General features: G+C 65.6%; 22 protein-coding genes. 20 read left to right on the top strand and 2 right to left on the bottom strand.

Annotation, left to right across the window (positions count from 1 at the left end; genetic code table 11):
• Positions 1–91 precede the first annotated feature (91 nt).
• The 16 genes from HU230_RS18980 (at position 92) to HU230_RS18905 (ending at position 15,395) form a co-directional block, all read left to right on the top strand.
• Entirely contained in the window at positions 92–1,000 is a 909-nt protein-coding gene (locus HU230_RS18980) for an AAA family ATPase (protein WP_176530353.1), read from the top strand.
• Positions 1,001–1,113: 113 nt separating this feature from the next.
• Positions 1,114–2,316: a vWA domain-containing protein gene (locus tag HU230_RS18975; RefSeq protein WP_176530354.1), complete on the top strand. Its 1,203-nt coding sequence runs from the start codon at positions 1,114–1,116 to the stop codon at positions 2,314–2,316.
• Between the two features lie 29 nt (positions 2,317–2,345).
• Positions 2,346–2,669 carry an XdhC family protein gene (locus HU230_RS18970; protein ID WP_021077800.1) on the top strand — a complete coding sequence of 108 codons (324 nt, stop codon included), beginning with the start codon at positions 2,346–2,348 and terminating at the stop codon, positions 2,667–2,669.
• Between the two features lie 2 nt (positions 2,670–2,671).
• The gene (locus tag HU230_RS18965; RefSeq protein ID WP_176530355.1) at positions 2,672–3,373 is read left to right on the top strand and encodes an XdhC family protein; all 702 of its coding nucleotides are present in this window, start codon (positions 2,672–2,674) and stop codon (positions 3,371–3,373) included.
• On the top strand, positions 3,370–4,974 hold the full coding sequence (locus HU230_RS18960; protein WP_176530356.1) for an NTP transferase domain-containing protein: 1,605 nt from the start codon (positions 3,370–3,372) through the stop codon (positions 4,972–4,974). The genes HU230_RS18965 and HU230_RS18960 overlap by 4 nt, the downstream gene beginning before the upstream one ends.
• Before the next feature lie 204 nt (positions 4,975–5,178).
• Complete coding sequence (locus tag HU230_RS18955; RefSeq protein ID WP_224944180.1) at positions 5,179–5,529, top strand: DUF4189 domain-containing protein; 351 nt, start codon at positions 5,179–5,181, stop codon at positions 5,527–5,529.
• A 32-nt stretch (positions 5,530–5,561) separates the two neighbouring features.
• On the top strand, positions 5,562–5,972 hold the full coding sequence (locus HU230_RS18950) for a DUF2000 family protein (protein WP_176530358.1): 411 nt from the start codon (positions 5,562–5,564) through the stop codon (positions 5,970–5,972).
• Between the two features lie 287 nt (positions 5,973–6,259).
• Positions 6,260–6,985 carry a TetR/AcrR family transcriptional regulator gene (locus HU230_RS18945; protein WP_176530359.1) on the top strand — a complete coding sequence of 242 codons (726 nt, stop codon included), beginning with the start codon at positions 6,260–6,262 and terminating at the stop codon, positions 6,983–6,985.
• Positions 6,982–7,779 (top strand): HlyD family secretion protein, encoded by a 798-nt coding sequence (locus HU230_RS18940; protein WP_176530360.1) that lies wholly within the window; start codon positions 6,982–6,984, stop codon positions 7,777–7,779. The genes HU230_RS18945 and HU230_RS18940 overlap by 4 nt, the downstream gene beginning before the upstream one ends.
• The gene (locus tag HU230_RS18935) at positions 7,776–8,735 is read left to right on the top strand and encodes an ABC transporter ATP-binding protein (protein WP_176530361.1); all 960 of its coding nucleotides are present in this window, start codon (positions 7,776–7,778) and stop codon (positions 8,733–8,735) included. Before HU230_RS18940 ends, HU230_RS18935 begins: the two co-directional genes overlap by 4 nt.
• Before the next feature lie 6 nt (positions 8,736–8,741).
• Positions 8,742–9,905, top strand: coding sequence for an ABC transporter permease (locus HU230_RS18930; protein WP_176530362.1), 1,164 nt, complete (start codon positions 8,742–8,744; stop codon positions 9,903–9,905).
• A 112-nt stretch (positions 9,906–10,017) separates the two neighbouring features.
• Positions 10,018–11,331, top strand: coding sequence for an adenylate/guanylate cyclase domain-containing protein (locus HU230_RS18925; protein WP_176530363.1), 1,314 nt, complete (start codon positions 10,018–10,020; stop codon positions 11,329–11,331).
• 71 nt (positions 11,332–11,402) lie between these two features.
• Positions 11,403–12,131 (top strand): GntR family transcriptional regulator, encoded by a 729-nt coding sequence (locus HU230_RS18920; RefSeq protein WP_176530364.1) that lies wholly within the window; start codon positions 11,403–11,405, stop codon positions 12,129–12,131.
• A 45-nt stretch (positions 12,132–12,176) separates the two neighbouring features.
• Entirely contained in the window at positions 12,177–13,421 is a 1,245-nt protein-coding gene (locus tag HU230_RS18915) for an MFS transporter (RefSeq protein ID WP_176530365.1), read from the top strand.
• A gap of 15 nt (positions 13,422–13,436) precedes the next feature.
• Positions 13,437–14,336: an amidohydrolase family protein gene (locus HU230_RS18910; RefSeq protein ID WP_176530366.1), complete on the top strand. Its 900-nt coding sequence runs from the start codon at positions 13,437–13,439 to the stop codon at positions 14,334–14,336.
• A 144-nt stretch (positions 14,337–14,480) separates the two neighbouring features.
• Entirely contained in the window at positions 14,481–15,395 is a 915-nt protein-coding gene (locus HU230_RS18905) for a PhzF family phenazine biosynthesis protein (RefSeq protein ID WP_176530367.1), read from the top strand.
• Here HU230_RS18905 and HU230_RS18900 read toward each other — a convergent pair.
• A complete protein-coding gene (locus HU230_RS18900; protein ID WP_176530368.1) occupies positions 15,392–15,853 on the bottom strand; it encodes a DUF488 domain-containing protein in 462 nt (153 codons plus the stop codon). The genes HU230_RS18905 and HU230_RS18900 overlap by 4 nt on opposite strands.
• Positions 15,854–15,863: 10 nt before the next feature.
• Positions 15,864–16,703: a DUF72 domain-containing protein gene (locus HU230_RS18895; RefSeq protein WP_420840876.1), complete on the bottom strand. Its 840-nt coding sequence runs from the start codon at positions 16,701–16,703 to the stop codon at positions 15,864–15,866.
• A gap of 140 nt (positions 16,704–16,843) precedes the next feature.
• On the opposite strand from HU230_RS18895, the gene HU230_RS18890 reads away from it, so the two are divergent.
• From HU230_RS18890 to HU230_RS18875, 4 genes are all read left to right on the top strand, one after another.
• The gene (locus HU230_RS18890; protein ID WP_176530370.1) at positions 16,844–17,215 is read left to right on the top strand and encodes a hypothetical protein; all 372 of its coding nucleotides are present in this window, start codon (positions 16,844–16,846) and stop codon (positions 17,213–17,215) included.
• A 67-nt stretch (positions 17,216–17,282) separates the two neighbouring features.
• A complete protein-coding gene (locus HU230_RS18885) occupies positions 17,283–17,486 on the top strand; it encodes a hypothetical protein (RefSeq protein ID WP_176530371.1) in 204 nt (67 codons plus the stop codon).
• A 246-nt stretch (positions 17,487–17,732) separates the two neighbouring features.
• Positions 17,733–18,866: a glycosyltransferase gene (locus HU230_RS18880; RefSeq protein ID WP_176530372.1), complete on the top strand. Its 1,134-nt coding sequence runs from the start codon at positions 17,733–17,735 to the stop codon at positions 18,864–18,866.
• A gap of 7 nt (positions 18,867–18,873) precedes the next feature.
• Positions 18,874–20,376, top strand: coding sequence for a glycosyltransferase family 39 protein (locus tag HU230_RS18875; protein ID WP_176530373.1), 1,503 nt, complete (start codon positions 18,874–18,876; stop codon positions 20,374–20,376).
• The last annotated feature ends 6 nt before the right edge of the window (positions 20,377–20,382 follow it).

Here is a 20,382-nt window from a genome sequence, read left to right as displayed (position 1 = left end):
TAGATCCCAAGATCTAGATCGCAAGGTCTAGATCCAAGAACCAAATCCACAGCGTGATTTCGCTAACCCCTGTTCGAAGACTGGCTGTTCCATGAGTGCACCGGCGTTACCCACTTCCGTCGATGCGCTCGAGGAGCTGCTGACATCGCGCGGTTATCTCGCCGAACGGTCGCTGGCGACCGTGACCTATCTCGCGCTGCGCATGGGGCGGCCGCTGTTTCTGGAAGGCGAGGCCGGTGTCGGCAAGACCGAAATCGCAAAGGTTTTGTCGGCGGCGCTCGGGCGCAAGCTGATTCGCCTGCAATGCTATGAAGGCCTCGATGTCGCCTCCGCCGTCTATGAGTGGAGCAGCGCGGCGCAGATGATCGCGATCCGGCTCGCGGAGGCCTCGGGCGATACCGATCGCGACCAGCTTGCGAGCGACATCTTCGCCGAGCGCTTCCTGATCAAGCGACCGTTGTTGCAGGCGCTTGAGCCCGACGTCGCTGGCCCCCCGGTGCTGCTGATCGACGAACTCGATCGTGCCGACGAGGCGTTCGAGGCGTATCTGCTCGAAATCCTCAGCGACTTCCAGGTCACGATCCCCGAGCTCGGCACCGTGAAGGCGCCGGCGCCGCCGATCGTGATCATTACCTCGAACCGCACCCGCGAGATCCACGACGCGCTGAAGCGCCGCTGCCTCTATCACTGGGTGGATTATCCTACAGCGGAGCGCGAGCTCGCGATCGTCAAGTCGCGGGTGCCGAACATTTCCGCGAAGCTGTCGCAGCAGGTGGTCCGCTTCGTGCAGGCGCTGCGCAACCAGGATTTCTACAAGTCGCCGGGCGTCGCCGAGACCATCGATTGGGCCACCGCGCTGTCCGAACTCGACGCCCGCTCGCTGACGCCGCAGGTGGTCGGCGACACGCTGGGCGCACTCCTGAAGTACCAGGACGACATCGCGCGCATGCAGGGCGATGCGTTGCAGAAGACATTGAAGGAAGCGACGAGCGAGACGTAAGTCACGCGCCGCAACAACGTCCGTCATTCCGGGGCGATGCGTCAGCATCGAAGCCGGAATCTCGATGTTCCGGGTTCACGCTGCGCGTGCCCCGGAATGACAGGGTATAAGCGATGCCGATCAACCACCTCGCGCCTCCGACCGGCCACATGGCCGACAACGTGATCGGCTTTGCCCGCGCGCTGCGGGCGGCCGGGCTCCCGGTCGGGCCGGGCTCGGTGATCGATGCGCTCGATGCGCTGCAGCTGATCGAGGTCGGACATCGCTCCGACTTCTACGCCACGCTGGAAGCGATCTTCGTCAAGCGCCATGAGCATGCGCTGATCTTCCGCCAGGCCTTCGAGCTGTTCTTCCGCGCCGCCGAGGAGTGGAAGAGCATGCTGGATTCCGTCCCGCTGCCCGACCACGCCAGGAAGAAGCCGCCGCCGGCCTCGCGCCGCGTCCAGGAGGCGATGGCGCAGCCGGCGAAGAGCGAGGAGCGGCCGCAGGCCCAGGAGCAGGAGCTGAAGCTCTCGGTCTCCGACAAGGAGGTGCTGCAGAAGAAGGATTTTGCGCAGATGACCGCGGCGGAGATCGCCGAGGTGACGCGCGAGATCGCCAGGATGCGGCTGCCGCAGGCCGAGCTCGTGACCCGCCGCTATCAGCCGGACGCGCGCGGCTTGCGGCTCGACATGCGCCGCACCGTGCGCAACTCGCTGCGCACCGGCGGCGAGATCATCGATATCAGGAAGCTCGGCCGGATCGAGAAGCCGGCGCCGATCGTGGCGCTGCTCGATATTTCCGGTTCGATGAGCGAATACACCCGCCTGTTCCTGCACTTCCTGCATGCCATCACCGACTACCGCAAGCGGGTCTCGGTGTTCCTGTTCGGCACCCGCCTGACCAATGTGACGCGCGCGTTGCGGGCGCGCGACCCCGACGAGGCGCTGGCGAGCTGCACGTCCTCGGTGGAAGACTGGGCCGGCGGGACGCGGATCGCGACCTCGCTGCACACCTTCAACCAGCTCTGGGCCCGCCGGGTGCTCGGGCAGGGCGCCATCGTCCTCCTTATATCCGATGGACTAGAACGCGAGGCCGATGCCAAACTGGCCTTCGAGATGGACCGATTGCACCGCTCCTGCCGCCGCCTGATCTGGCTCAACCCGCTGCTGCGCTATTCCGGCTTCGAGGCCAAGGCCCAGGGCATCAAAATGATGCTGCCCCACGTTGACGAATTTCGCCCGGTGCATAACTTGACGTCCATCAAGGGCTTGATCGGGGCGCTGTCATCCCCGCCGCCGGCGCACCACCGCAGCCTGATCCGTTCTGTAGCCTGAGAAGCCTGACCCGATAGCAGGAGGCCACCATGCTGAACCGCGACGAAGACATCCTGCAGGCCGCCGAGACCTGGCAGAAGCAGGGCCATGGCGTGGCGCTCGCCACCGTGGTCGAGACCTGGGGCTCGGCGCCGCGCCCGGCCGGCTCGAGCCTCGTCATCAATGACGACGGCACGTTCTTGGGCAGCGTTTCCGGCGGCTGCGTCGAGGGCGCGGTGGTGACGGAAGCGCTCGACGTGATCGCGAGCGGCCAGCCAAAAATGCTCGAATTCGGCGTCGCGGACGAGACGGCCTGGAATGTCGGCCTGTCCTGCGGCGGCACCATCCGCGTGTTCGTCGAGAAGGTCGGTTAGCCGTGAAGCTCGAGATCCTGAAAGAGCTCAACGCCGAGCGCGCCGCGCGCCGCCCGGTCATCATCGTCACCGACACCGCCAATGGCGAGCAGCGCTTGGTGAAGGCTGCGGACATCGCCGCCGATCCGCTGCGCGTCGAGCTTGCCAAGCAGCTGCGGATGGGCAAGAGCGGCAATGTCGAGGCCGGCGGAAAAAAGCTGTTCCTCAACGTCTACGCGCCGACCGCAAAGCTCGTGATCATCGGCGCGGTCCATATCAGCCAGGCCCTGGCGCCGCTGGCGCGCTCGCTCGACTATGACGTCACGGTGGTCGATCCGCGCACGGCGTTTGCAAGCCCGGAGCGTTTCCCCGACGTGCCGCTGGTCGCCGAATGGCCCGACGTCGCGCTGCCGCCGCTCAATGTCGATCACTACACGGCGTTCGTCGCGGTGACGCATGATCCCAAGATCGACGACCCGGCGCTGCTGCACGCCTTCGACCGCGACTGCTTCTACATCGGCGCTCTCGGCTCGCGGAAGACCCACGCCAAGCGCGCCGAGCGGCTGCGCGCGCTAGGCGCGCGGGACAGCGACATCGCGCGCATCCACGCGCCGATCGGGCTCGACATCGGCGCGGTGTCGCCGTCGGAGATCGCGGTCGCGATCATGGCCGAGATCACCGCGCAGCTGCGTTTGCCTCCCAAAGAAAAAGAAGAAGCGGCATGAAGTTCGGTCCCGCCAGTCCGGCCGACGCGATTGGCGGCGTCACCGTGCACACGCTCCGCCAGGGCACGCTGGTGCTCAAGAAAGGCACCACGATCGGCCCGGATGAGGTCGCGGCGCTGACCAGGGCCGGCGTCAAGGACGTCGTCGTGGTGCGGCTCGAGGAGGGCGATGTCTCCGAAGACGTCGCGGCCGCCAGCATCGCGCAGGCGGTGGCGGGCGAGGGCGTCAATGTCGAGCGCGCCTTCACCGGCCGCGCCAATCTGTTTGCGGCGCGCCCGGGCGTGCTGGTGGTCGACCGCGCCGCGGTCGATCGCATCAACGGCGTCGACGAGGCAATCACCTTTGCAACGCTCTCAGCGTTCAAGCCGGTGGTCGAAGGCGAGATGATCGCGACCGTCAAGCTGATCCCGTTCGGCGTCGAGGACCGGCTGCGCGATGCGGCCGTCGCCGTCGCCGGCAAGGGCACGCTGCGGATCGCGCCTTACGTGATCCGGAAGGTCGGCGTGGTCTCGACCTTGCTGCCGGGCCTCGCGCCGAAAGTGATCGACAAGACGCTGCGGGTCACCGCCGAGCGTCTGGCGCCGGCCGGCGCCACCATCATCGCCGAGCGCCGGGTGCCGCATGACGAGACCGTGCTCGCGGCCTCGATCAAGGAATTGCTCGGTCTGGGGGCCGAACTCGTCATCGTGTTCGGGGCGTCCGCGATCGCCGACCGCCGCGACGTGATCCCGGCCGCAATCACCGAGATCGGCGGCGCCATCGAGCATTTCGGCATGCCGGTCGATCCCGGTAATCTGCTCCTGATCGGCAGCGCCGGCGGCGTGCCGGTGCTGGGCGCGCCGGGTTGCGCGCGCTCGCCGGTCGAGAACGGTTTTGACTGGGTGCTGATGCGGCTGCTCGCCGGCATCAAGGTGACGCGGTCGGATCTCACCGGCATGGGCGTCGGCGGTCTTCTCATGGAGATCGTGACGCGGCCGCAGCCGCGCACCGTCCCCGATACCGAAGGCAACCGCAACGTCGCGGCGATCGTGCTCGCGGCGGGACGCTCGACCCGGATGGGCGGCCCGAACAAGCTGCTCGCCGAACTCGACGGCAAGAAGCTCGCGCGCATCGTCGCCGAGCAGGCGCTGGCCTCGAAGGCCTCGGAGGTGATTGTCGTCACCGGGCACCAGGCCGACCTGGTCGAGCAGGCGCTTGATGGACTCAAGGTCAAGTTCGTCCGCAACCCGGATTTCGCCGGCGGACTCGCCAGCTCGGTGAAGGCCGGCATCTCGGCGGTCTCCGACAGCGCCGATGGCGCGGTCGTCTGCCTCGGCGACATGCCGCTGATCGATGCGAAGCTGATCGATCTTTTGATCGAGACCTTCGAGCCCGATCGCGGCCACCTGATCGCAGTGCCCGTCAGCGAGGGCCGCCGCGGCAATCCGGTGCTCTGGTCGCGGCGTTTCTTCAAGGAATTGATGACGCTCGATGGCGACATCGGCGCGCGTCATCTGATCGCCAAGCATTCCGAGGTGGTCGCCGAGGTCCCGGTCGAAGGCAACAGCGCCTTCCTCGACATCGACACGCCCCAGGCGCTGGAAGCAGCAAGGCGCAGCTAGCTCCATCCACCGTCGTCCCGGCCTAGTGCGCAATTGCGCACGGGGGCCGGGACGACGCGTGGTTGGAATTGCGCCCTTCAACCCGTCATTCACCATCTGGAAACGACCCCTTTGTAGAGTCCGCGCCGGGCTTTGGGGGATTTCCGCTTGATCATTTCGACCGCCGCCGCGCAGCGCCGCGCGCTGACGATTCTCGTCCTGACATTGCTGGTTGGCGCCACGCGTTTCTCCGTGGAAACCTTCATCCCCAAGGCGCACGCGGCCGGTGCATTCGCGGTCGGCAAATGCGGGGCCTATGGCCAGGCCTTCGACTATCCGGCGGAGGGCGCGGCGCGCGCGGCGGCGCTGAAGCAGTGCAAGGGCGATTGCACCACCGTCACCATGAAGCGCGCCTGTGCCGCGCTCGCGATCGACATGAAGAATCCTTGCGGCGCGCATGGCTATGCGGTGGCGCCCAGGATCTCGAGCTCGCTCAATGCCGCGACCAAGAAGTGCTACGACTACGGCGGCAAGGAATGCGTGATCCGCGCCTGGGCCTGCGACGCCAAGGGGTAGGCGGCACGGCATACTGCCGCTAAGCTCCCGCCATGCAGTTCGACACCAAGATCGCGGTCGTGATCCGCACCGACCTGGAAGTCTGGCAGAAGCTCAACGTGGCGTCGTTTCTGGCCGGTGGCATCGCAGCTTCCTTTCCAGAATGTATCGGCGAGAATTACGAGGACGGCTCGAGGACGAAGTATCTGTCCCTGATCGGTCAGCCGATCCTGATCTACGGCGCCGACCGTGCGCAGTTGTCGCGCGCGCTGGATCGCGCGCTGGCGCGCGACGTGCGGCCGGCGCTCTACACCGAGGACATGTTCAGGACCACGCATGACGCCGCCAATCGCGAGGTGGTGAGGGCAGTGGCACGTAGCGATCTCAACCTGGTCGGCCTCGCCATCCGCGCCGAGCGGAAGGTGGTCGACAAGATCCTCGATGGGCTGAAGTTTCACACGTAGTCGGGCGTAGGGTGGATAGAGCGAAGCGAAACCCATCATCTCCCCACGCGGTTGCAGCCTGACTGGTTTCGCTGCGCTCCAGCCATCCTGCGAGCCGCAAATCTTTAGTCTAGATCATTCGGCGCTGCAGAATTTGACTTGGCGCGCCCTTTGACGGCGGGCAGATCCCACGAAATGCCAGGCGACTTTTGATCCCGCTCAAGCCGGCAGGCAGGAGTGTTTCGTATCGAACCAAGTACCCCTCGATCTGCCTTGACAATGACTGACCAGTCAGTCATAATTTAACTATGACAAAGCGCACCAAAACATCGACCCGTACCCAGCCGGCCAAGCGCCGGACCACGATCCGGACGGCCGCGGCGAAGATCCCGAAGGTGGCCTCGGCAACACTGCCTGAGGCGAAGCCGGCTGCGAGCCGCGCCGGGAAATCCGCGGAGCGGCGCGCGGCGATCATCGAGGCGGCGATGGACGAGTTCATCGCGCGCGGCTTTGCCGCGACGCGGCTCGACGAGGTCGCCAAGCGGGCAGGCGTCGCCAAGGGCACGCTCTATCTCTACTTCAAGGACAAGGAGACGATGTTCGAGGAGCTGATCCGCACCGCGCTGGTGCCGCTGATCGGCCGCTTGACCGCGCTGCCCACCATCACCGGTCCTGTGCGCGACGCGGTGGAGGGATTTGCCGAGACCTTCATGCGCGAGGTCGTGGCGACCCGGCGCGGCGACATCATCCGCCTGATCGTCGCCGAAGGGCCGCGCTTCCCGGCGATTGCCGACTTCTACTTCCGCGAGGTGGTGTCGAAGGGCCTGACCGGCATGAGGGCACTGGTGCAGCTCGCGATCACGCGCGGCGAGATCAAGCACCGCGAGCTCGGGGATTTCCCGCAGCTGGTCGTCGCACCCGCGATCGTCGCGGTGATCTGGCAGAGCCTGTTTGCCCGGCACGCGCCGCTCGACGGGCTCGCGATGTTCAAGGTGCATCTCGATCTGATCTTCGGCGAACGGAGCAAGACATGACCGCTTCGCGCATGATGAAGCTGATCACGATCGTCGCGGTGGCGGCGGCGCTCGCCGGATGCAAGGAGAAGCGCGACCCCGGCTTCCAGGGCTGGGTCGAGGCCGACATGATTTTCGTCAGCCCGGATGAATCCGGCCGCGTCATCAAGCTCAACGTGCGCGAGGGCGACGAGGTCAAGCCCGGCGATCTCCTCTACTCGGTCGACGACGATCTGCAGCGCGCCGATCTCAACCAGAACAACGCGACCCTGGCCAACGCCCGGCAGAGCTATGACCGCGCGGCCTCGCTGCGCGGCACCGGCGCCGGCACCCAGGCCAACCTGGATTCCGCCGTCTCGGCGCTGCGCGTCGCGGAAGCGCGCGTCGTCACCTCGCAGACGCGGCTTGATCGCCGCAAGGGCTTTGCGCCGATCGCGGGCTCGATCCAGCAGATCTATTTCCGCGAGGGCGAGATGGTGCAGGCGCAGCGGCCGGTGCTGTCGATCATGCCGCCCGGCAACATGAAGCTGCGCTTCTTCGTGCCGGAAACCGAGCTGCCGAAGCTCGCGCTCGGCGACGAGGTGAGGGTCACCTGCGACAATTGCGCCGCCGACCTCACCGCCAAGATCTATTTCATTGCGACCACGGCGGAGTATACGCCGCCCGTCATCTACAGCCTCGATGAGCGCAACAAGCTGGTCTATCTGATCCAGGCGCGGCCGAGCCGGCCCGATGTCCTGCGGGTCGGCCAGCCGATCAGCATCTACCTCAATCCCAAGACTAACTCGAAGACGCCAATGGCGGCACGCAGATGAACGGCGGTCCGACCAACGCCCGCTCCAACGCATCGTCCATCGCGATCGATGTGAAGGGCCTGACCAAATCGTTCAATGGGCGCGAGGTGGTCCATGACCTGTCGATGCAGGTCAAGCGCGGCTCGATCTATGGCTTCCTCGGCCCCAACGGCAGCGGCAAGACCACGACCATCCGCATCCTGTGCGGCCTGTTGACGCCCGACAGCGGCGAGGGCACCTGCCTCGGCTACGACATCCGGCGCGATGCCGACAAGATCAAGCGCAAGGTCGGCTACATGACGCAGCGCTTCAGCCTCTACCAGGATCTGTCGGTGCGCGAGAATCTGGAGTTCGTGGCGCGGCTCTATGGCATGGCGGACGCGCGCGGCGCCGCGCGCGACATGATCGCGCGCATCGGCCTCAAGGGGCGCGAGGAGCAGCTCGCCGGCGAACTGTCGGGCGGCTGGAAGCAGCGACTGGCGCTCGGCGCCTGCACGCTGCCCAATCCGCAATTGCTGCTGCTCGACGAACCCACCGCCGGCGTCGATCCCAAGGCGCGGCGCGATTTCTGGAACGAGATCCACGCGCTCGCGGCCGAAGGCCTCACCGTGCTGGTCTCGACCCACTACATGGACGAGGCCGAGCGCTGTCATGAGATCGCCTACATCGCCTACGGTCATCTCCTGGCGCACGGCACGGTGGACGAGGTGATCGCGAAGTCCGAGCTGTCGACCTACACGGTCACTGGCAAGGATTTCAACGGACTGATGGCCGAGCTCAGCGGCAAGCCGGGTGTCGATATGGCGGCGCCGTTCGGCACCAGCCTGCACGTCTCCGGCCGCGACAAGGCGGCGCTCGAGGCTGCCATCGCGCCGCATCGCGGTAATGCGAAGTGGCATTGGCAGGCGAGCGAGCCATCGCTCGAAGACGTCTTCATCGATCTGATGGGGCGCTCCAAAGACAACTTCCAGGGATGACTTCCGATGAGCGCGACGGATACGATCCAGAAGGATGAGGCGAGGGAGCCGGCATTCGGCTTCTGGCGGCGCAGCTACGCGATGCTGGTCAAGGAATTCATCCAGCTTCGCCGCGACCGCGTGTCGTTCGCCATGATTATCATCATCCCGGTGATGCAGTTGCTGTTGTTCGGTTTCGCGATCAACACCACGCCGCGTCATCTGCCGACCGCCGTGCTGCTACAGGAGGATTCCGATCTCGGACGCTCGATCCTGAAGGCGATGGAGAATACCGCCTATTTCCATTTCACGCGCGAGGTGCATACCGTCGAGCAGCTCGATGAGCTGCTGCAATCCGGCAAGGTGCTGTTCGGCGTCGAGATCCCGCGCGGCTTCGAGCGCGCGGTGCGACGCGGCGACAAACCGGCGCTGCTGGTCGCGGCCGACGCCACCGACCCGGTCGCTGCAGGCTCGGCGCTCGGCGCGCTCGGGCCGCTGGTGCAGTCGGCGCTGGCGCACGACCTGCATATCGGCGATCCGCCCGAAATGCCGTTCGAGATCCGCGCCCATGCCCGCTACAACCCGGCGGCGGAATCCCGCCTGAACATCGTGCCGGGCCTGGTCGGGACCATTCTCACCATGACCATGCTGATCTTCACCGCGCTGTCGGTGACGCGCGAGATCGAGCGCGGCACGATGGAAAGCCTGCTGTCGATGCCGATCAAGCCGGTCGAGGTGATGTTCGGCAAGATCATCCCGTATGTGATGGTGGGCTTCATCCAGGCCGGGCTGATCATCGGCATCGGCGTGTTGCTGTTCGGCGTCCCGGTGCTCGGCAGCCTTGCATTGCTGGGGCTGCTGACCACGCTGTTCATCACCACCAATCTGTCGATCGGCTATACCTTCTCGACCATCGTGCAGAATCAGCTGCAGGCCATGCAGCTCTCGATGATGTTCTTCCTGCCGAGCATCCTGCTGTCTGGCTTCATGTTTCCGTTCGCGGGCATGCCGGTCTGGGCGCAATATATCGGCGAGGTCCTGCCGCTGACCCATTTTATCCGCATCGTCCGCGCCATCATGCTGAAGGGCGCGGCGATGCCGAATCTGCAATACGACACCATCGCACTGGCCGCTCTGATGCTGTTCGCCATGACCGTCGCCGTGACGCGCTTCCGCCGCACGCTCGATTGAGGCTAGGATGGATGCCGTCAATGATCGTCACTCCGGGGCGGCGCGCAGCACCGAACGCGGAATGACGAGATTCCGGGCTCGCTTCGCGCCCCGGAACGACGGGAGCAGGGGAATGGCCGGATTCCGGGACGAAGAGAAGACGGGACAGGACACCACCGTATCCGCGGACTTCCATCACGCCCTGATGCAGGAGGTGATGACCACCGAGCTGCTGCGCATCAAGGTGCTGATCGGCATCGCCGTGGTATTCTCGGTGATCAGTTCGGTGATCTACTTCACGGCTCCCGATGCGCTGGTGCGGGTGTGGCATGGCAATTTCAAGCCGTCCTATCTCTACTCCGTCATTGTGCCGTTCATCCTGTTCGAATTGTGGGTGCATAGCGCGATCATCAGGCACCAAAAGCAGCGGCGCGACCTGCCGATTATCAGGCGCTATATCGGCGCCCTGATCGAAACGTCGATGCCGACGGTTGCGCTCGGCCTGCATATCGACAGCATGGGCCCGGTCGCCGCGCTCGGCTGGGTCGCACCGCTGGTCTATTTCATCTTCATCATCGCCTCGACCTTGCGGCTGGATTTCTGGCTATCGACCTTCACCGGCTTTGTCGCGGCCTCCGAGCTGTTCTGGATAGCGATGTATTATCGTCCCGACGGGACGCTCGATCCCGCGCCGGATTTCTTCTATCACTGCGCGCGCAGTGTGGTGGTCCTGGTGTCGGGCGTGCTCGCGGGCACCGTCGGCATGCAGCTGCGGCGGCAGTTCGGCGCCAGCATCATGGCTGCCACCGCGCGCGATCGCATCACCAACCTGTTCGGCCAGCACGTCTCGCCGCAGGTGGTCGAACGTCTGATGGCGGAGGGGGCCTCTACCGCGAGCGACATCCGCCGTGTCGCCGTGATGTTCGTCGATTTCCGCAGCTTCACCGCGGGCGCGCGCTCACGCTCGCCGCAGGAGGTGGTCGATCGGCTCGACGGCGCGTTCGCAGTGCTGGTCGATATCCTCGATCGCCATGGCGGCATCGTGAACAAGTTTCTCGGCGACGGCTTTCTCGCGCTGTTCGGGGCGCCGTTCGAGGCCGGCGACGCCGCGCATCAGGCGGTCGCCGCCGCGCGTGAGATGCTCGCGGCCAATGATCGGTTCAACGCCGGGTCGAACTGGCCGCTGCGCATCGGCATCGGCATCCATATCGGCGAGGTCGTCGCCGGCAACATCGGCTCGCCGCGGCGCAAGGAATACACCGTGATCGGCGACACCGTGAATTTTGCCGCGCGGCTCGAGGCGCTCAACAAGGAGCTCGGCTCGCAATTTCTGATCTCCTCTGCCGTGCGCGAGGCGCTCGGCGACGCGTGCCCGGACGCCGTCTCGCGCGGCGAGATCCCGGTGCGGGGTTACGAGCACCCGGTGCCCGTCTGGCAATTGGGGTAGGCCGCAGCATTCAGGCTTGAGGTAATAAGGTAGCGATTGACGTGGCATCATCTACTCATATAGATGACTATATGAATTCAACTCTCGACGACCGCCTGCCGCGCTACCAGCGTCTCCGCGACGACCTCGCGGTGCGCATCAATCGCAATGAATGGCGTCCCGGAGACCTGATTCCCTCCGAGGCCGAGCTCGGCGCGCATTACGGCGTCGCGATCGGCACCGTGCGCAAGGCGATCGACCAACTCGTCAGCGACGGCGTGCTGGAGCGCCAGCAGGGCCGCGGCACCTTCGTGCGCCGCGCGCGGTTCAATTCCTCGCTGTTCCGCTTCTTCCGCTTCCAGTCGGAGAGCGGCGAGCGCCGCGTGCCGCAAAGCCGTATCTTGCGGCGCAAGGCGATGCCGGCGACCTCGGCTGTCGCCTCGGCGCTGCGCATCGGCGTCGGCGAGCCCGTCATCAGCCTGTCGCGCCTGCGGCTGATCGACGACGTGCCGCTGCTCGCCGAGGAGATCTGGCTCGAGAGGTCGCGCTTCGAGGCGCTGCTCGCTCTCGCGACCTCCGAGTTCGGCGACTTGCTGTATCCGCTCTATGAGGACCGCTGCGGCCAGGTCGTGGTCTCGGCCGACGAAATCCTCACCGTCGAGATCGCGACTGAGATGCAATCGCGTCTGCTGCGGCTCGAGGCCAACGCGCCGCTGATCGTGATCGAGCGCCTGGCCTTCGATCTGGAGCGGCGGCCGATCGAATGGCGCCGCTCGCGCGGGCCGGCGGATCGCTTCCGCTACCATGCCGAGATCAGATAGCGCGGCAACCAAACACAACAACATAAGAATTCACAGGGAGAAGAAATGGCAAACTGGTACAGCGAATGCTCGCCGCTCGAGCGGCGCACCTTCTGGGCAAGCTTCGGCGGCTGGGGGTTAGATGCGCTCGACGTCCAGATGTTCAGCCTCGCCATTCCGGCGCTGATTACAGCCTTCGGGATCAGCAAGGCCGACGCAGGGTTGCTCGGCTCGGTCACGCTGTTCTTCGGCGCGTTCGGCGGCTGGCTCGGCGGCGCGCTCGGCGACCGTTTCGGTCGGGTGCAGGCGTTGCAGATCACGGTGGCGACCTTTGCGCTCGCGACCTTCGCCTCGGCCTTCGCCATGAACTACACCCAGCTCGTGATCCTGAAGGCGATCCAGGGTATCGGCTTCGGCGCCGAATGGGCCTGCGGCGCGGTGCTGATGGCCGAGATCATTCGCGCCGAGCATCGCGGCAAGGCGCTCGGCGCCGTGCAGAGCGCATGGGCGGTCGGCTGGGGCGCTGCCGTGCTGCTCTCGGCCCTGGTGTTCACCTATGCGCCCGCCGATATCGCCTGGCGCATCCTGTTCGCCGTCGGCCTGATCCCGGCGCTGCTGATCCTGTATATCCGCCGCGGGCTGAAGGAGCCGCCGCGCGCCGCAGCGCGCGCGGCCGAGCCGCCGTTCTTCGCGACGCTTGCCGGAATCTTTCACCGCGACGTGCTGCGCTCGACCTTGATCGGCGGCCTGTTCGGCATCGGCGCCCATGGTGGCTATGCGGCGTTGACGACATTCCTGCCGACGTTCCTGCGCGAGGTGCGGCATCTCTCGGTGCTCGGCTCCAGCGCCTATCTCGCCGTGATCATCGTCGCCTTCTTCTGCGGCTGCGTGGTGTCGGGGATCATCAGCGACCGGATCGGGCGGCGCGCCAACGTGACGCTGTTCGCAGCCGCCTGCGTCGTGACGGTGCTGGTCTACATCTTCGCGCCGCTCTCCAATTCGCAGATGCTGGTGCTCGGCTTCCCGCTGGGATTCTTCTCGGCGGGCATTCCCGCCAGCATGGCGGCGTTGTTCAGCGAACTCTATCCGGCTGGCGTGCGCGGGACTGGCGTGGGCTTTTGCTACAATTTCGGCCGCATCGTCTCCGCGGCGTTTCCCTTCCTGGTCGGCTATCTCAGCGATCACATCGGCCTCGGTGCTGCGATCGGGATCGACGCGGCGTTCGCCTATTCGCTGGTGCTGGTCGCGGTGCTGATGCTGCCGGAAACCCGCGGCAAGGTTTTCGAGCAGGCCGCCGCCACGCGCGCGTGATGATGAGGAATGATGATGACATCGTACCAACATGGGTTGACGCGGCGCCGGTTTGCCGCGGGAGTGGTTGCCGTGCTGTCGGCAGGCGGATTGGCGAGCAAAGTGAGGGCTGAGGTGCCGAAACTCGCGATCGATACCCACGCCCACGTCTTTCATCGCGAGCTGAAGCTCGCGCCGGGCCGGCGCTACGCGCCCGACTACGACGCGCCGCTCGCGCTCTATCTGCAGCAGCTCGACCAGAACGGCATCACCAATGGCGTGTTGGTGCAGCCGAGCTTTCTCGGCACCGACAATTCCTATCTGGTCGAATGCCTGAAGGCGACCAATGGCCGCCTGCGCGGCATCGCCGTGGTCGACGTTGCCGTTGCCGCCGAGGAGCTTCGCACGCTCGATCGCGCCGGCGTGGCGGGCATCCGTCTCAATCTGGTCGGCCAGAAGCTGCCCGATCTGACGTCGCCGGACTGGACGGCGCTGCTGGCACAGATCAGGACGCTCGACTGGCAGGTCGAGATCCAGCGCAACGCCGGCGATCTCGCGACGCTCGCGCCACAGCTGCTCGACCAGGGCGTGAAAGTCGTGCTCGATCATTTCGCCTTGCCCGATCCAAAGCTCGGCATCGACGATCCCGGATTCCAGTCGGTCCTCAAGCTTGGCGCGACGCGAAATGTCTGGGTCAAGATCTCGGCACCCTATCGCAATGGCGGGGCCGGCGAGGCATTCGCGAAGCAGGCCTATCCGCTGCTGCGCAATGCCTACGGGGTCGACCGGCTGCTGTGGGGCAGCGACTGGCCGCACACGCAATTCGAGGCGACGCAGAGCTACGCGAAGAACCGCAAATTTCTTGACGAGCTTATCGTCGACGCTGATGAGCGCGCCCGCGTGCTCGCATCGCCGCGCGAGCTGTTTCGCTTCTAAAGCATGATCCGGAAAAGTGCGAAGCGGTTTTCCGAGGAGATCATGCTCAAACAAGGAGCGCGATTGTACCGAGTGCTCTGAAGGGCGTCGTTGCTGCTGTGTTACGATGACGCCATCGGAACGACCGGCACAAGGACACGCAAGATGCAGCGCCGCTATATCACCGTCGACGTTTTCACTGATCGCGCCTTCGGCGGCAACCCGCTCGCCGTGGTGCTCGACGCCCAGGGGCTGTCGACCGCGCAAATGCAGGCGATCGCGACCGAGTTCAACTATTCCGAGACGACCTTCGTGCTGCCGCCGCAGGACAAGGCCAACGACGCCCAGGTTCGCATCTTCACGCCGGTGAGAGAACTGCCGTTTGCCGGGCATCCCAATGTCGGCACCGCCTTCGTGCTGGCACAGCTTGCGAAGGAGCCGAAGCCACGCCTGATCTTCGAGGAGAAGGCGGGGTTGGTCCCGGTCGATATCGCGCGACAGGGCGGCAGGGTCGTTGCCACTGAGCTGACCGCCCCGCAGCCGCTGTTGCGTCTGTCGCAGTTCTCCGCCGGTGAGGTCGCGAGCCTGATCTCGCTCACGGCAGACGATGTCAGGACGGATCGCCAGGCACCGCAGGTGGTCGGGGTGGGAACGCCGTTCCTGGTCTTTGAGGTCGCATCGCGCGATGCGGTCCGGCGGGCCAAGCCGGATGCCGCGGCGTTCGCGCGCTTCTTCCCGCGTGACGGAGCATTCTCCGCGTACTTCTACACGCGCGACGTCCCCGTCGCGGAGGCGCCTTGCGATCTACAGGCGCGGATGTTCTTTCCGGGATCAAGCGGCCTGATCGAGGACCCGGCCACCGGCAGCGCCACGGTCGCCGCGGCCGCGCTGCTTGCCGCGCTCGATCCGTTGCGCGACGGCACCCTGAAGCTGACGGTCGGCCAGGGTGTCGACATGGGCCGGCCGAGCTTGCTGCTGACCCGCGTGCGCAAGCAGGATGGCGCAATCACATCCGCGCATGTCGGCGGGGCCTGTGTGCAGATGATGGAGGGGACGTTGCGCCTGGAGGGGAAAGGCTAAACTTGCGGCGCGGCGAGGTTCTCGATCTTGACGCCGTCGCGCTCCTCGATGATCTCGGCGATCCAGCGGCGGTGACAATGTTCGTGGTCGCGCTCGTAGCAGAGGATGCAGACCGGGCCGGACTTCTTCACCAGCGCCGACAGCTCGTCGAGCTCCTCCCTGGCCTGCGCCGTCTTGAGGTGCGCCGAGTAGATCTTGTGCAGCAGCGCATATTGCCCGCTGCGCGCCGCCTCCCGTCCGCTCTTCGGCGTGCCGAGGCCGCGCAGGTGGACGTAGCCGATGCCGCGCTCGTCGAGGCCCGCGGCGAGCTGGCTCTTGGAGAAGCCGGGGCGGCGCGAGGAGGCGACCGCGCGGACGTCGACCAGCAGCTTGACGCCGGCGTGCTCGAGTTCGTCGAGCACGGCCTTGGACGGCGTCTGCTCGTAGCCGATGGTGAACAGCTTTTTCGCCTTCGCCATCGGTTCTCCCTCACTTCACCCGTTCGATCAATTCCATCGCGCCCGCCGGCGCGCGGATCTTGCCCTCATGGATCACGTAGGCGAACACGTCGCGTGGCGTCTTCTTCGGCGCTGATTTGTCGACCCGCGGCAGGTCGTCCGGCTCGCCGCCGCCGGCCCAGTCCTGAAACCGCTTGGCCCAGGCGTCGAGCTGCTTCGGCGGATAGCAGGTCTTCAATTCGTCATTGCCCTTCTGCAGCCGCGCATACACGAAGTCGCTGGCGATATCGGCGATCGCCGGATATTTGCCGTGCTCGGCGAACACCACAGGCACCTCGAACTGCCGCAGCAGCGCGATGAATTCGGGGACGCAAAAGCTGTCGTGGCGCACTTCGACGACATGGCGCAGCGCGCGGCCGTCGAGCTTGCGCGGCAACAGTTCGAGGAACTTGCCGAAATCGGCGCCGTCGAATTTCTTGGTCGGCGCAAACTGCCAGAGCACCGGGCCGAGCCGGTCCTTCAGCTCCAGCACGCCCGAATCATAGAACCGCTTCACCGAATCGCCGGCCTCGGCGAGCACGCGGCGATTGGTGGCGAAGCGCGGCCCCTTCAGCGAGAAGATGAAGCCGTCGGGCACCTCGCTGGCCCATTTGCGAAAGCTCTCCGGCTTCTGCGAGCCATAATAGGTGCCGTTGATCTCGATCGAGGTCAGCTTGGAGGCGGCGTAGGACAGCTCCTTCGCCTGCGTGAGCTTCTCGGGATAGAACACCCCGCGCCACGGCTCGAAGGTCCAGCCGCCGATGCCGATATAGATGTTGCCTGCGTCTGTCTTGGTCTCTGTCTTGGTCGCCTTGGTGGGAGCTTTGGCCACGACTGCACTCATCGCGAGGAGGGGAACAGGGATCGAGAGTAGTCAAAATAATCGTGATTGGCCAGTTTGCCAGATTGGCGCGGCGGTGCTTATCGTGGTTGTCGCTCTTCGCTACGATGCGCCAAAATGGAGAACAACACATGCGCATGCTGGTTGCGGCCGCCCTCTTGATCACGTCCTCCGCTGCCATATCCCCCGCTGCGATGGCCGATGAGGTCGACGATGCGCACAGGCTCGCGATCACCGGCCGCGACGCCTACTGGAATTGTCTCGCCCGCGAATATCCCCGCGACAGCAACAAGGCGATGTCCGACCAGGAGTTCACCTCGCTGATCGCCAATGTCTGTCCATCGGAGCGGCAGAACTTCCGGGTGTCGCTGATCGACTTCCTGTCGCTGCAGTTTCCGAAGCAGGATGCCGACGCCAATCTGACGACGGCCAACCGCGCGATCGAGCTGGCGCAGAAGGACATCGTGACCGCCTTCACCCGGCGCAGAGCCGCGGCGAAATAGGTTCCCGAATCCTGTTGCGGCCGGCCGATTTTTGATATCAATCCGCGCAGGCAAGGGGATGATCGGCATGAGATCACAATCGACGGCAGGCTTCTTGGGCGCAGTGGTCGCAGCCGTCGCGCTCGCGGCGGCGTTCATCTACGGGCCGTCGCCGAGCCAGCTGCGTAACCCGACCCAGCCCGCAGCCGTGCAGGCGGCTCCCGCCACCGAAGCCGCGCCGGCGGCCCCGGTGCCACGCGGCCCGGTGATCCGGGAAGTCCCCAACAACTAGCGCCACCGCCCCTTGCGGACCGCCTGGGGCCTTCCCATCTAGCCTCCAACGGCGACGTTGCAGCTTAGGGGCTCCGGCGCTGGGACGACCACGACATTGTTTGGCTGCGCCGGATGTACGCGCGCCCCTTGTTCGTGGTCGTTGGCATTTTCAGGGGTGTTTTGCCCCGTTTTCCCGTTTTCGGAGACAGCGTTTGGGCCGGCCCGCCTTGGCAGCGGGGGAGGCTGCGGCTATACGCTGGCGCTCATGAATGACGCCATCAAGCTAGGCCCCGAAACCTCCTCGCAGGCAGCAAGTTTGCCGCAGCTTTCGGTGGTCGTCCCGACCTTCAACGAACGCGACAATGTCACGGTGCTGTACCGCCGACTCGACGCGACCCTGAAGGACGTGTCCTGGGAGGTCATCTTCGTCGATGACAATTCGCCCGACGGTACCTGGGACGTGGTGCGCGCCCTGGCGCGGAAGGATTCCCGCGTGCGCTGCATCCGCCGAATCGGCCGGCGCGGCCTGTCCGGCGCCTGCATCGAGGGCATCCTGGCGTCGAGCGCGCCCTATGCCGCGGTCATGGATGCCGACCTCCAGCATGACGAGACCCAGCTCCCGAAGATGGTCGCGCTGCTGCAGAGCGGCGAGGCCGAGCTCGTGGTCGGCAGCCGCTATATCGAGGGCTACAAGACCGAAGGCTTCAACAAGCAGCGCGCCGGCGCCAGCGCCTTTGCCACCGAGATCGCGCGCCGCTCGTTGAAGGTCGAGATCGCCGATCCCATGAGCGGCTTCTTCATGATCCGCCGCGACCGTTTCGAGCAGCTTGCGCCGCAGCTCTCGACCCAGGGCTTCAAGATCCTGCTCGATGTCGTGGCGACGGCGGAAGGCAAGCTGCGCGCGGTCGAGATTCCCTACACATTCGGTGCCCGCCAGCATGGCGAGAGCAAGCTTGACTCGATGGTCGCGCTCGACTTCCTTGGTCTGGTGCTGGCGAAGCTGACCAACGACGTGATCTCGCTGCGCTTCATTCTGTTCGCAGCGGTCGGCGGGCTCGGCCTGCTGGTGCATCTCAGCGTGCTGTTCATCGCGCTGGAGCTGTTCAAGGCGCCATTCCCGGAGGCCCAGGCCACCGGCGCGATCGTCGCCATGACCAGCAACTTCATCCTCAACAATTTCCTCACCTATCGCGACCAGCGGCTGAAGGGCTTCGGCATTCTGCGCGGCCTGCTGCTGTTCTATCTGGTCTGCAGCGTCGGCCTGCTTGCCAATGTCGGCGTCGCGTTCTCGGTCTACGACCAGGAGCCGATCTGGTGGCTTGCGGGCGCGGCCGGCGCGCTGATGGGCGTGGTGTGGAACTACGCGATGTCCGGGCTGTTCGTCTGGCGCAAGCGATGACGGTGGCATGAACGCGAACGAGGCGCGGCTGGCCCGGAACACCGCTCTTGCGGTGTGCGCGCTGGTCGTATTGCGGCTGGCCGCCGCCGCATGGACGCCGCTGACCTTCGACGAAGCCTATTACTGGATGTGGTCGAAGGCGCTCGCCGGCGGCTATTACGACCATCCGCCGATGGTGGCGGTCGTGATCCGGCTCGGCACCATGATCGCGGGCGACACGGCGTTCGGCGTGCGGCTGGCGTCGATCCTGCTCGCGTTGCCGATGAGCTGGGCGATCTATCGGGCGACCGAGATCCTGTTCGGCGGCCAGCGCATCGCCGCCAGCGCAACGATCCTGCTCAATGTCACGCTGATGGCCGCCGTCGGCACGCTGATCGTGACGCCGGATGCGCCGCTGCTGGTTGCCGCGAGCTTCCTGCTGTATTCGCTCGCAAAGGTGCTGGAGAGCGGCCGCGGCGCCTGGTGGCTTGCGGTCGGCGTCAGCGCAGGCCTGGCGTTGCTGTCGAAATACACGGCGCTGTTCTTTGGACCCGCGATCCTGATCTGGCTTGCGATGGTGCCGAAGCTGCGGCGCTGGTATCTCTCGCTTTGGCTCTATCTCGGCGGCCTGGTTGCGGCCGGCCTGTTTGCGCCGGTCATCCTCTGGAATGCCGATCACCACTGGGTGTCGTTCATCAAGCAGATGGGCCGCGCTCGGATCGAGGACTTCCGCCCGAATTACATCGCCGAGCTGATCCCGACGCAGTTTGCGTTCGCGACGCCATTGGTCTTCATCCTCGGTGTGATGGGCCTCTACGCGCTCTCCCGGCGGCGCGCCGGCGCGATGCCCGCGCGCGTGCTGGTCAATACGATGTTCTGGACCATCGTGGTCTACTTCACCTGGCACGCGCTGCATGCGCGGGTCGAAGCCAACTGGTTCGCGCCGGTCTATCCGGCCTTTGCGGTGGCGGCCGCGGTCGCGGCGATCCAGGTGCAGTGGGCGCCGCGCGAGCAGCCCACGATCGATTTCTGCCGCCGCTGGGCCGCGCCCACAGGCGTCGTGCTGTTCGCGCTGCTGATCGTGCAGGCCAACACCGGTTTGCTCTCGGGCTACCGCCGCGACGCCACCGTGCGCAGCGTCGGTGTCGGCTGGCAGGAGCTGGCCACTGAGATCGAGGCGGTGCGCGCGCGCTCCGGTGCGAGCTGCGTGCTGTCGCCGGACTACGGCACCACCGGCTGGCTTGCCTTCTATCTGCCCAAGGGCACCTGCGTCGCGCAACAAGGCCAGCGCATTCGCTGGGTCAATATGCCTGAGCCCAGCCCGGCGCAGCTGACCGGCAAGCTGCTGTATGTGCATGAGGTCGAGCAGGCGATGCCGGCCTCGGTGCGCGACAATTTCGCCCGTGTCGAGACGGTGGCCGAGGTCAAACGCATGCGCGGGCCGCTGGTGATCGAGACTTACGCGCTCGATCTGCTGGACGGTGCGAAAGGTGAGGTCTTCGACCGTTCGCCGCCGCCGGAACTGCAATAAAACTGT

The organism is Bradyrhizobium quebecense, from assembly GCF_013373795.3.
Lineage (GTDB): Bacteria > Pseudomonadota > Alphaproteobacteria > Rhizobiales > Xanthobacteraceae > Bradyrhizobium > Bradyrhizobium quebecense.
This window is presented reverse-complemented; position numbering and strand designations above follow the sequence as displayed.